At 46.8% G+C, this 12,614-nt stretch carries 6 protein-coding genes; all 6 read left to right on the top strand.

Annotated features, from left to right (window positions below; genetic code table 11):
* Positions 1-117 precede the first annotated feature (117 nt).
* The 6 genes from AC0YNS_RS21370 (at position 118) to AC0YNS_RS21345 (ending at position 12,555) form a co-directional block, all read left to right on the top strand.
* Positions 118-2,994: an S-layer homology domain-containing protein gene (locus tag AC0YNS_RS21370; protein WP_475782997.1), complete on the top strand. Its 2,877-nt coding sequence runs from the start codon at positions 118-120 to the stop codon at positions 2,992-2,994.
* Between the two features lie 124 nt (positions 2,995-3,118).
* Positions 3,119-5,614 (top strand): hypothetical protein, encoded by a 2,496-nt coding sequence (locus AC0YNS_RS21365; protein WP_475782996.1) that lies wholly within the window; start codon positions 3,119-3,121, stop codon positions 5,612-5,614.
* Positions 5,615-5,638: 24 nt separating this feature from the next.
* Positions 5,639-6,193 (top strand): hypothetical protein, encoded by a 555-nt coding sequence (locus AC0YNS_RS21360; RefSeq protein ID WP_475782995.1) that lies wholly within the window; start codon positions 5,639-5,641, stop codon positions 6,191-6,193.
* Between the two features lie 89 nt (positions 6,194-6,282).
* A complete protein-coding gene (locus tag AC0YNS_RS21355; protein WP_091225003.1) occupies positions 6,283-6,555 on the top strand; it encodes an alpha/beta-type small acid-soluble spore protein in 273 nt (90 codons plus the stop codon).
* Positions 6,556-6,791: 236 nt separating this feature from the next.
* Positions 6,792-7,997 carry a methionine adenosyltransferase gene (gene metK, locus AC0YNS_RS21350; RefSeq protein WP_475782994.1) on the top strand — a complete coding sequence of 402 codons (1,206 nt, stop codon included), beginning with the start codon at positions 6,792-6,794 and terminating at the stop codon, positions 7,995-7,997.
* Between the two features lie 133 nt (positions 7,998-8,130).
* Positions 8,131-12,555, top strand: coding sequence for an Ig-like domain-containing protein (locus tag AC0YNS_RS21345; RefSeq protein WP_475782993.1), 4,425 nt, complete (start codon positions 8,131-8,133; stop codon positions 12,553-12,555).
* Positions 12,556-12,614: the final 59 nt, after the last annotated feature.

The raw sequence follows: 12,614 nt of genomic DNA, 5'->3' as shown, positions 1-12,614 counted from the left end.
ATTTTTCTTGTCAACTTTTGTTTACAAGATTCTGCGACAGGTTCCTACAAGGAATACTTCCAGCAGACATTATTTATACGAAATCTGCTCAACTCGTGAAAGGGGGTGAATCGGCCAATGAGACAAACGAGCAATCTATATTCTAAACAAAACTCTAAAGAAACTAAGCATTATATAGGAGGAGACAAAAAGGTTATGAAAAAAAGTTTAACTCTACTCGTAGCAGCAGCTATGACTCTATCTACAGCATCGGTGGCATTTGCTGCTGACGGCGCAACTACAACTGAATTGTCCACACAAGCGAAATTTGACGCACTTAAAGCAGCGGGAGTATTCAGCGGTTTCCCAGACGGTACTGCTGGTCTTGACAAAGAAATGACTCGCGCTGAGTTCGCTAAAGTACTTACGAAGCTAAGCGAGCTTGCAGAAAACTCTGCAGCTAACGTTTACTCCGACGTAGCAAAAACTCACTGGGCAGCTGGATTTATCGGCGCTGCATCTGAAGCTGGCCTTCTTAACGGTCTTGGCGGCGGCAAATTCGGTCCATCCGGTAAAGTAACAATCGAGCAAATCGCTAAAGTAGCTGACTTGGTAGCAGGCGTTGAGCCTTCTGACAAAGCAGTAACTGGTAAAGTATCTGCTTGGGCTAAAGGTTTCGTAGCAGCAGCTATCGAAGCTGGCTTGCTTCCTGAGCTTCCGTCCTACCAAGTGAACGCAACTCGCGGTCAACTAGTAGACGTAGCTTACGATCTTGCACAACCAGAAGACGCGGCTCTTGCAGCAACTGCTAAAGTAGCAGGCGCTAAGAAAATCGACGTAGCTCTTAACAAAGTTTCCGACAAAGCAACTTTCGAAGTTAAGAACGCTTCCGGTACAGTAGTAAACGTTAAAGAAGTAACTTTCTCGACTGACAAGAAAACTGCAACTCTTGCATTCGCTTCTAACCTTGTTAAAGGCGAGTACACAGTAAACGTTAAAAACGCTGAAGAAACTGCTTCCGCGAAAGTAACTGCAGAAGACGAGAAAGTAACTAAAATCGAGTTTGCTTCTGACAAAGCGGTTATCGACCGTGCAGACGCTTCTGCTAAAACAGTTTACACAACTGTTAAAGTTCTTAACCAATACGGTGAAGATGTAACTTCTACTAAAGCAGGTTCTGTTACAGTAACTGCTGGTAAAGGTACTGCAGTATTGAACACTAACGGTAGCTTGGTTCTTACAGCTGCTGCAGCATTCGCTAAAGATGAGAAAGTAGCAGTAAGCGCACTTGACGCTTCCAGCAACACTTTCGCATCCGCAGTATTGACAGTGGTTGACAAAGCATCTGTTGCTGAATTGACTATCGACAAACTGTACAACGCTGACGCTAAAACTCTTTCGAAAAACGAGAATGACTCCCAAAACTGGGTACTTATCGTAACTGGTAAAGACCAATACGGTAACTCGATCTCGAAACCAGAATACTTCGAAGATGATGTATTGGTTAGCGCAAGCAACCCATCCGTATCCGGCGTGTTGACTAAAGTTGTTGGCGGCGTAACTGTAGCTGACTTCGGTACTACAACTATCGACGGTACAACTTATGTATCTCTTCCAGTACAACTTCCAGAAACAGCTGGCGTATCGACAGCACTTGCTGGTACTTCCAAGATCACTATGATCTCCAAAACTACTGGTAAAAACACATCGTTCGATCTAGTAGTTAAAGACACAGTGAAAGTTGATACTATCTCTGCTTCTGCACCTGCACTTGCTGTAGCTGGCGAAACAGTTGAGGTTCCATTCACAGCTGTTGACCAATTCGGCGCAGCAGTTACTAGCGCTTCTGACCTTGCAGTAGGCGCGGGTATCACTAGTCTTTCCGTTACTGGCGGTGGCTCAATCGGCTTCGTTCAAGACTATGTTAAGAACACTGCTAAACTTCAAGTTTCTGGTCTTGCTGAAGGAACTGCAATCGTAACGATCATCACTGGTACTAACAAAGTAACTCAACTTACACTCAACGTTCAAGCGACAGCTAAACCAGTTGTAGTTTCTGGCATCAAAGACTTCAACAAAAACTTCGCTAAAGACGCTGTAGCAACATTGACTAAAGACAATGTAGTTGCTAAAGATCAATATGGCCGTGATATCGCATTGGGTGCTTACAAAGTATACGTGTCAACTTCCGATGCTGCTAAAGTAAAATTGACTGGTACTGCAGTTGGCGCTACAGGTTTCTTCGACCTAACAGCTGCTAACGTAACTGTTGACGCTTTGGCAAAAGGTTCGTCCACTGTTACTTTGAAATTGGTTACTGCTGCTGGTGCAGACGTAACAAACAGCGAGTACACTTACACTTCCAAAGTAGTTGAAAAAGCAGACGTTGCTTCCTACGAGCTTGGTGATATCACTACTGTGTATCATGTTCCTGCAGCAGCAGCTAACGCTGACTATGCAAAAGACGTGACTGTAAATGGTGTGTTGGCTGATGGTTCGAAAGTAGCTGTACCTGCTAAGTGGTTCAAAGCAGAAGACACAGATGGTCAAGTTGAGATCGATGCTGCTACTAACAAATTGACAGCTTATGGTGTAACTCCAGCTGGCTTCACAGACGGCGCTAAAGACGTAACTGTAACTGCAGTTGTTGAAGGCGCAACTGGTCCGGTTGTATTGACTAAAGTTGTTAAAGTAACTACAGCTGCTCCTAAAGTAACTACTCTTGAAGTTGTTGAATCCGGCGCTTTCAAGAAAGAAGATACAAATGTAATCTCTGCAAGCGTAGCATCGGTTAACTCCGAAGCACTTGTTAACACACTAGTTAATGCAGTTGTTAAATCTGTTGACCAATACGGCGTTGAGCTGACTGGTGCAACTGAGCCTGCTTACAAAAACTACATCACAAACGTAACTGATGGCAAGCTGATCACAGCTGTTACTGCAGGTAACACGTTCCAAGTGACTACAGTAGTTGGCGGCAAAACGATTTCCTTCAAAGTAATCGTTAAAGCTTAATAGAGACTTAACTCTCTGAGAAACAGGACCGAGCAATCGGTCCTGTTTTTTCTTATATTCAGAAACTTTTCGACGTAATATTCGTCTATAACTGTAGAATCTAAAAAAGGATGATGAATAGACGATGCGATTAATTCAACGTGCGGGACTTTCCTTGCTTCTTGCTTCAACAGTTGTACTGCCGGTGTCGAGTCTCACGCAGCCCCATCAAGCATTTGCTGCAACAACTACTTCAGCTGTCGTAAATAAAATTAAAGCATTTAGCCTGGGCGGTGGAAGTACTGCGCAAGTAACGGACCTGCAATTCTTGTACGGCGATAACGAGAAGACTGCTTATTTCACCGTATCTGTATATAACAATTCTAATAAAGAGTTGGATTTCTCCGACTTCTGGGTCGAGTTGTGGACCAAGAAGGGTACCAAGTACTCCATTAAAATGAATGAACAAGATGCAAAAAAGACTAAGGTCGTAGCGAAAACGACGACGGATTATCATTTTACGGCTAAAGTGAACCCGAATCTGAATTTATCCGACTTCTCGTTTAAACTCATCAAATGGGATTTCAGTCAAGCGAACTATACACGGACGATTGGCCAAGTGACGGTTCCATCCACATTTAATCCCATCGTTCCAGCAGCAACCGGTAAAGTCGTCAAGGTTGGCAACAAGAAGATGAGCAGTATTCTTGCTAAATCTCAGTTCGCTGTCATTAGCGGTCAGCTTGAGGGAGCTCTCGTCTACCGAGTCACTAACTACAGTTCGCAAACCATTCCATTGAATACTCTTAACTATTACATAAAGCGTTCGGGCGGAACCTTGAGCAAGCTAAGTGCCGATGCAGGTAGCGATCAGCAGCTGGCACCAGGTGCGACTAAAGAAATTCAGTTATATGGCACATTGCCCATTACGAAGATCGATCCTAACATGCAATTAATCGTTACTTCTTCGGATGAAGAAACAAAGACTGAAACGCCAATCGCTACATATACCGTTAAGCCGCTTTCGCTTGAACAGGTCTATGTAAAGCCCGGCAAATCAGGTAAGCTTTCCATTGAAGGCAATGCGGTTAATACGAAGATCAGAGATGCGTTCTACAATCAAGATGCACAGACACAATCTTTATCGTTGTACTTAAACTACAATAACGCTGGCAAATCATCCGTTAGCTTACCGACGTACAGCTATTATATTTTAACCAGCACAGGCGCGATGTATCCCGCGAAACAATCACAAGCTGCAGCTGCTGTAGAGCTTTCCCCGGGAATCGAGAAAGAACAATATATGCAATTCACACTGCCTGCTGGAGTTAAGACGGATTCACTTAAGCTCATCGTTAAGAAAACAAGTGAAGAGAATAAGAAAGGTTATGTGGTTGGTCTATTCCAAGTACCGCCTAAATCAAGCGGTCAGAATATTAGCACAGCACCAATAAAATACGTTACCCAACAGGGAATGTTTGAATTCTCCTTGCTGCGTGCTGAACGATTGCCTTGGGGCGAACAGGATATGATTAATGCACTTGTTACTGTGAAGAATACACAGTTTGATGTGAAATCGTTGCCTAATTTGAAAGCATCTATTCAACTTGGCGACTATAAGGTCGATGATAAAGATATCCAGCTCATCAAGACGGAACAGATCGTTGCTATTGGCGGAAACTCCTATACCACATATATAGTAAGCACGAAGGTGCCATATACCTTCGCAGCTAGTGATGTTACAGTCTCGTTGTCTGAAGTGAAAAGTGAAGGCGATGCTGGCTCAACGCCAATTGGAACCTTCCAACTGAAGAACACTCAATTGAAGATTCCGGTAATCAAATCAACTGCTCCGCTTAATATTTCGGGAATCGGCAGGAAAGCCAGCCTTCAAGTTACTCAAATGCATACGTACTTCAATAAAGATGAGGATACTAAACTCTTGTACGCCGAGTTTGACTATTCGAGTTTAGAGCAGCGTTTTGCGAATTTGGCGAATTTACAAGCCTATTTCAAGACGAAAGATGGCAACTTTGTTCCGGCTAACTTCCAAAATATTAAAGATAAGATAACGCCGAATAAACTAAATCTTGTCATGGCGTACGCAAGCTTCCCTGAGAATTATGATCTAACCGATGTTCAGCTCATCATTGGTCAAGGTATTACGGCTGGCCAACTCACTGTCCCTGATGGAGTAGCGGATGGATATGTAAATGCCGTTCAATACGAAATGCCGGCTGAGACAACAACGGTTCAATCGACATTCGAGAATATGATCATTAATCCTTATAAATTGTCGCTGACGAAGCTCTCGCCGTCCCTGCAAGATGCACACAAACTTAATATCGACTTTGAATACGATCTTGCGAAAACCGTTGATTACGAGAAAATGGCAGGAACGCATCAATTAGTTGTCGAACTTGTCGATAGAGATAACAAGTATGAGCATGTGTTCGAATTGGAAAAAGGCAACGGGGCACTGAAAATCGGGGAAGACGTTAAAGAATCTGTTTCGTTCGAAGATGAGAAGCTGTGGGGTATTATTTATCGAGAATTTACCGTGAATGTCTATGATCAGTTCCAAGGTCAGAAGAAACTGCTTGCGACAAAAGTGTTGAATCAGGCGATGACAAACGGGTAATAAAGCTATGAGGTGAAGTGAGACTTGAAGAGAAGCGCGAAGTTTGCAGTTTTTTGTTCCATTATTGGTGTTGGATTAGTTATTTTCAGTCTGGTGACCAACCAAGTAAATGGTGACAGCACAAGCGATACCCCAGGTTCCGTCAACGACCCCGTCGTAACGAAAAGCTACATTGATAAACAAGTAGCTGAGCTTGTGAAGGCGGAGTTGGCTAAGCAGAACGGCGGGATGGACGACAAGAAGCTTCAGGAGATGTTCGATGCATTCCGCGAAGAAATGGCACAGAGCGGTGGTTCATCTAAAGTAGAAGTCGTCACGGTTCCTGTTGGCAAGCGACTTGTTGCCAAGGATGGTACGGAATTTATCGTTCGTGCAGGCAAAGCAATGGCCTACAGCTCAGACGCCAACGGTATCTCTGATCTGACGGATGGTAAAGATATTACGAATGGTAAAGCTGTTCCTAATAATCACTTTATTCTGTTCCCGCGTGGTGGTCGTGGCGTGACGGCACAGGTTGGGCAGAAGACCGGATTAACCGTACTTGTTCGTGGTGCTTATGAGATGCAAGTGCAGCAATAGTTATTTTTACCCGATCTGACAAGAAGTTATCCGCTTTGAACGGGGCATTCCGGAACAAGCTATAAGCATCCCATCAGGAGGTGCTTATCATGTCGAGAAGTAATCGCAAAGTTGTTCCGGAATGTGCACAGGCGCTCAATCAAATGAAGTATGAAATTGCAGCCGAGCTTGGACTTATGTCAGGCGGATCTGCTGCCGGCGCCGGTGATACGGAATTCGCAACAGAGCTTGGCGGAACAGGCAGTTCAGGTGGTCATGTCAATTGGTCGCAGCTTGCGACAAGAGATGCGGGTTCTGTCGGCGGGAATATGACAAGGCTGCTCGTCCAACGTGCAGAGCAGGTCCTCAAAGGTCTATCGTAGTTAGACGGCTATTGCCATTGACACAAAGCGACAGTTTCGGTATCATACTGTTTTAGAGAGTATTCATGAGACCTTTTCCGATTTTCACATCGGAAAAGGTTCATTTTTTGAAATCGAAACGTTGGGCATTATATAGAACCCATTATCGGGTATTCATTTTCTTATAGAGTCCCAGCATTTTGTGCATGTTATTCATCATACTTAGAATTTTGAAAGCTGTAGGAGGTTGAGATTAGATGTCACTTAAAGGACGTCATTTGTTCACATCGGAATCCGTTACTGAAGGCCATCCCGATAAGATATGTGATCAAATTTCAGATGCGGTATTGGATGCTTTTCTTGAGGTTGACCCGTACGCGCGCGTAGCGTGCGAAGTTTCGGTAGCAACCGGTTTGGTGCTTGTTATCGGCGAAATCAGCAGTAAAGCGGATTATGTCGATATTCCTGCAATCGTTCGCCGTACTATTAAGGATATCGGCTACACGCGTGCGAAATTCGGCTTCGATTACAGCACTTGTGCGGTTCTTACATCGCTTAATGAGCAATCCGCTGACATCGCGCAAGGCGTTAACGCTGCGCTTGAGACGCGTGAAGGCGTAGAGAACGTTCATCAAGAAAACCCAGATATCGGTGCAGGCGACCAAGGATTGATGTTTGGTTTTGCATCGAACGAAACACCTGAACTTATGCCGCTTCCAATCGCGCTTGCTCACCGCATTTCGCGTCAATTGGCGGAAGTACGTAAGAACGGTACGCTGGATTACCTCCGTCCGGATGGTAAGACGCAAGTAACGATCGAATACGTAGACGGCAAGCCGGTACGTGTAGATGCGATTGTTGTTTCGACACAACATGCGGAAGAAGTGACTTTGGAGCAAATCCAAGCTGATATCCGTAAGCATGTTATCGCTCCTGTCGTTCCTGCAGAATTGGTCGACGAAGAAACGAAATACTTTATCAACCCAACAGGTCGTTTCGTAATTGGCGGTCCTCAAGGTGATGCTGGTCTTACAGGTCGTAAAATCATCGTGGACACGTACGGCGGTTACGCTCGTCACGGCGGCGGTGCTTTCTCCGGTAAGGATCCTACAAAAGTTGACCGTTCCGCAGCTTATGCAGCGCGTTATGTAGCGAAGAACATCGTTGCAGCAGGTCTTGCAGACAAATGCGAAATTCAGCTTGCTTACGCAATCGGCGTAGCAAACCCGGTTTCGATCAATGTTGACACGTATGGCACAGGTAAAGTCGATGAGGAAGTTCTTGTTGAAGTCATCAAGAACAACTTCGATCTTCGTCCTGCAGGCATCATCAAGATGCTTGACCTTCGTCGTCCAATCTACGGTAAAACAGCAGCTTATGGCCACTTCGGTCGTACAGACATCGATGCACCGTGGGAACGCGTTGACAAAGCAGATTTGCTGAAAGCAGACGCTCTGCGCTAGTATTTGACTCCATAATCGAACCGCTCCCCACAAGGAGCGGTTTTTTTTGTGCAACGCTTAACTTTATCTTCATTTCAGACCTCTCCGAACCGAAAAATATAGTACATGTGTCTTAATTAGGGAGTGGGTAATAGTGGTCCGAAATCGCAGATGGATTTCAATCTTCACAGTATTGATGGTGGTGCAATTCTTCATCATCGGCGGATTTGCAAGTAAACCCGCGCACGTATCGGCCGCCGCCAGCGGTCCGGTTATTTCCAGCTTCTCTCCATCGGTCCAAAGCGCAAATGTACCGGTGAATACCAATTTGATATTAGCATTCGACGAAAACGTGAAGAAAGGAACCGGCTCCGCGACGATTCAAATTCGCAGGCAGCTTGATAATCAGTTGTTCGAGTCCTATACGGTTGCGTCCGACAGCAAGGTTTCTATCGGCAGCGGAACGAGCCGGAACATCGTTACGATATCGCCAAGCACGAATTTCGCGCTTAATACGAGCTACTACGTCACGATAGATGCAGGGGCTTTCGCGAACGATGCGAATACGAACTTCGCAGGCCTAACCAGCGCAGTAGGCTGGGTCTTCACAACGGTATCGGCAATCGACACAACATCGCCGACCCTGTCGACAACTCCTAGTCCACTGACACCGGCGAATGGGACAACGGCTGGGGTAGGTACCTCATTGACGATGGTATTTAGTGAGCCAGTGTATGCAGCTAGCGGTAATATTACTGTTACCAATGTTAATCAGCCTGCTGATACGCAATCCATTAGCGTCAATTCGATCAATGTAACAGGGAGCGGCAGTGCAGGCAAATCTATTGTCGTAAGTTTGCCGAACAGCTTGCAGGGGAATAGCACCTATGAGGTCATTGTACCGAGTGGGGCTTTTCAAGATGCTGCAGGAAACAACTTCAGCGGAATAACCGCTTCGAGCTGGAGATTTACAACCAATGCCCCACCGATCGGGACTGCGGTTCTATCGCCGGCAGATAATGCTTTTGCCGTAAGCGTAGCTTCGAATTTTACGCTTTCCTTCCCAGGCCCGGTTAGGGTGAATACCGGCACGATCAGTATCAACAAGATTTCAGATAACAGCACGGTACAACAACCGATTAGTGTTACTTCTTCAGCGGTATCGGTCGTTGCCAGCGGAGCCGGGTCAACTGTCATCATCAATCCACCTGCTGACCTTGCGGCGAATACAGGGTTCTATATCCTGATTGATGCAGGAGCATTTGTGGATGCTTCAGATTCATCTAAGCAATATCAAGGGATGCAGGATGCGACTTCATGGAATTTCTACACGGATCCGGGCAACGATACAACGCCACCTGCCTTGCTTGCAGAACGGAAACCTCTTAACGCGCAATCATCAACATCAATCAATCTGGAGATGAACTTCAGTGAGCCGGTCTATCCGGGCACAGGAAACATCACCGTGCGCACCTATCCTTCCGGTGCCGTGTTCGCATCGATACCGGTTACTTCGTCCAAGGTTAGCGGTGGAGGTTCTACTAAGATCATCGTGACGGATACGAGTAAAACCTACGTGAACAATCAAAGCTACTATGTTGAAATTGGCGGACAAGCGTTCTCAGATGCGAAAGGGAACTATTATTCAGGCTTATCAGGCTCAAGTGCTTGGCGCTTCACGGTTACCCAAGATAGCGTGGCGCCTACAATCGTGACGCAAACGCCTGCTAATACGGCAATTGATGTTCCGGTGCTTGGCATGAAGCTGGAAGCCTTGTTCAGCGAACCGATTCTGCTTGGTGCCGATTCGCCTGCAATCGTAATCAGACCTATTACTGCCGGCTCAGGCAGTTCTGCGATCGCAACAACGTATGCGATTGATCCGAATAACAATCGGAATCTATTCATTACGCTTAGCGGCGCGATGAACCCTAATACAGACTATTATGTCGAGATGGCAGCAGGCGTCGTAACCGATTTGGCCGGTAATCCATTCGACGGGATTCTTAATCAATATCAGTGGACGTTCAAAACCTCTTCAGGAGCGGCAGGCGCTCCATCTGTGACTAGGGCTGATCTGGTAGGAAGCACTAAGATTGCGATCACCTACAACGAGAATTTAAGTACCGCCACAGATTCGATACCGGTTCCCGCTAATTTCTATGTGACCGTGAATGGTGCGGGACGGGCGGTGACGGCTGTACAAGTAAGCGGGCAAGTCGTGACGCTCACGCTGCAGAGTGCTGCTTCTTATGGCCAAGTGATAAGAGTATCTTACTCAGCCGGTTCCAAGCCGATTAAAGATTTAACGGGAACGGCAGCAGCCAATTTCTCGAATTTGGCGGTTTCGAATGTGCCGGACTCCGTAGCACCTCGCCAAGTGAGTGGGACAATTGCAGGCAACTTGATCATATTGACCATGAGTGAAGAATTGGCAGCCTTAAATCAGAATGCGTATTCGCAATTTACGGTTCTGATTGATGGTGCATACCGCACGGTGACGCAAATCAGCGGCAGCGGAAATACGGTCTTCCTGAATTTCAGTGGGAATTCCGCTTCTATAGGACAGTCGGTCACCTTGTCTTATTCCGCAGGATCCTATCCGCTTCGCGACTTATCGAACAATGCGCTTGCGTCGTTCAGCAGCTTCTATATTCAGAACGGACAGGATGCGAAAGCACCGTTGTTGCAATCCATAACTTCATCAGGCTATACCATCACGTTAAACTATGACGAAGGACTTAACGGTGCGCTGATTCCTTACACCTCATCGTTCTATGTAACGGTGAACGGAACAGTAAGAGCAGTCTCCTATGTGACGGTGAATGGGACACAAGTCATCCTGAGTCTACCCATTTCCACGATTACCAGTGATGTCATATTGATCACTTACTTAGGCGGGACACCGGCGATTACGGACCTTGGAGGAATTCCGGCACAGGCGTTCAGCGGGATGCAGGCGAATGCTGGCGGAACGACAACGCTTGGTCTCAATGGGATCGTGGCCAAAGGCAGCGAAGTAACCATTACCTTCTCCAATGCCTTGAATACCTCCTACCTGCCTTCAACGTCGCAATTCAGCATAAAGGTGAATAATGTGTCTCGTCCGGTTTCTTCAGCGGCCATTAAAGGTTCGGCTGTTGTACTCTCCCTGTACACGCCGATAAGTGTCGGAGATGTGGTCAAGGCGAGCTACAGCAGTGCCGGTACTTCTATTCGATCCACAACCGGTGCGATAGCTGCATCGTTCACGGATTCGAATGTGGCGAATCAGACAACATGGGATGATTCGACGAGCGGCGACTTCAAGTCTGCGGCAGGCGGAGGCTTGGAGATCAAAGTGGCCAGCGCGACGACGGCTTCGGCCGTTTCTCCGGCAGGCAATGCAGTGAACAAGTTTATCCTGTCTTCCGAGAAGGTGGCACAAGCGTACAACGCGGTTCGGAAAGCCGGGGGCACGCTGCCACGTGTGGTCTTCACGGTGCCGGACTCTGAGAAAGCGGCAATAGTCGCGCTTCCGCTTGGAACATTGGAAGATACGAAGAAAGCGACATCCAATGCAACCTTCGCGATTGTGTATAAGAATGTGACTTATGAATTCCCGCTCAGCGCGTTCAATTACGCACAGCTTGGCCAAATGATGAATGCGGCAAGCGCAGTCGGGCAGTTGAATGTGTCGATCGACACAAATGCCGGAACGCTGGGATCGACGCTTACCTCTCAGTTGAACGGATCTAATGCGCAAATCCTCATCAATCCCATCAGCTTCGAAATGTCGGTTTCCAGCAACGGCATGACGAAGAACGTGGAATCGTTGAATAACTATGTGACAAGGTCTATTACTAGCAACGCCGTATTAGATGGCAAAGCCGTATCGGTTGCATGGCTGGAACCGCAAACAAACAAGCTTTCCTATGTACCGACTCGAGTGACGCACGCGAATGGGCAGTCTGTCATTTCGTTCAAACGGAAAGGGAACAGTGTGTATGCGGTCGTGCAAGGTGCTGCTGGGTATACCGATTTGACTAATCACTGGGCACGTACGGACATTCTACTGCTAGCGAAGAAATATATTGTCGAGGGCAATACGCTTACGACCTTCGCTCCGAAGAAGGCCATCACGCGCGGAGAATTTGCTATGTTCATAGCCAAAGGGCTCGGCCTAGCCGGTGACCGTACAGCTGCCGGCAAATTCAAAGACGTGAATACTTCTACGGCGCTTGCTGCCTACATTGGGGCGGCGAGTGCGGCCGGAATCGTGAAAGGGATGGCAGATGGCTCATTCAAGCCTAACAATCCGATTACGCGCGAAGAGATGGCATCCATGATGGTGCGTGCAGCAAGCGCGGCAGGCGTCTCCATCGTACCGAAGCAAACGACGACGAACCTGCTTAAGAAGTACACCGACCGCGGCAAAATCGGGACATGGGCGCAAACCGACGTAGCTAAAGCTGTCGACTCCAACATCATTAGCGGATTGACGACCAGTACCTTTGGTGCCAAAAATAAAGCGACAAGAGCAGAGGCTGCAGTCATGCTGAAACGGCTGCTAAGCTACTTGGAATTTATCGATATTTAAGAGAAATAGGGCTATCCTGTCGAATCGACACGGATAGCTTTTTTTTGTCGGTCGAATGA

The sequence above is a fragment of the Paenibacillus sp. J22FR21 genome (genome assembly GCF_056269135.1).
This window is presented reverse-complemented; position numbering and strand designations above follow the sequence as displayed.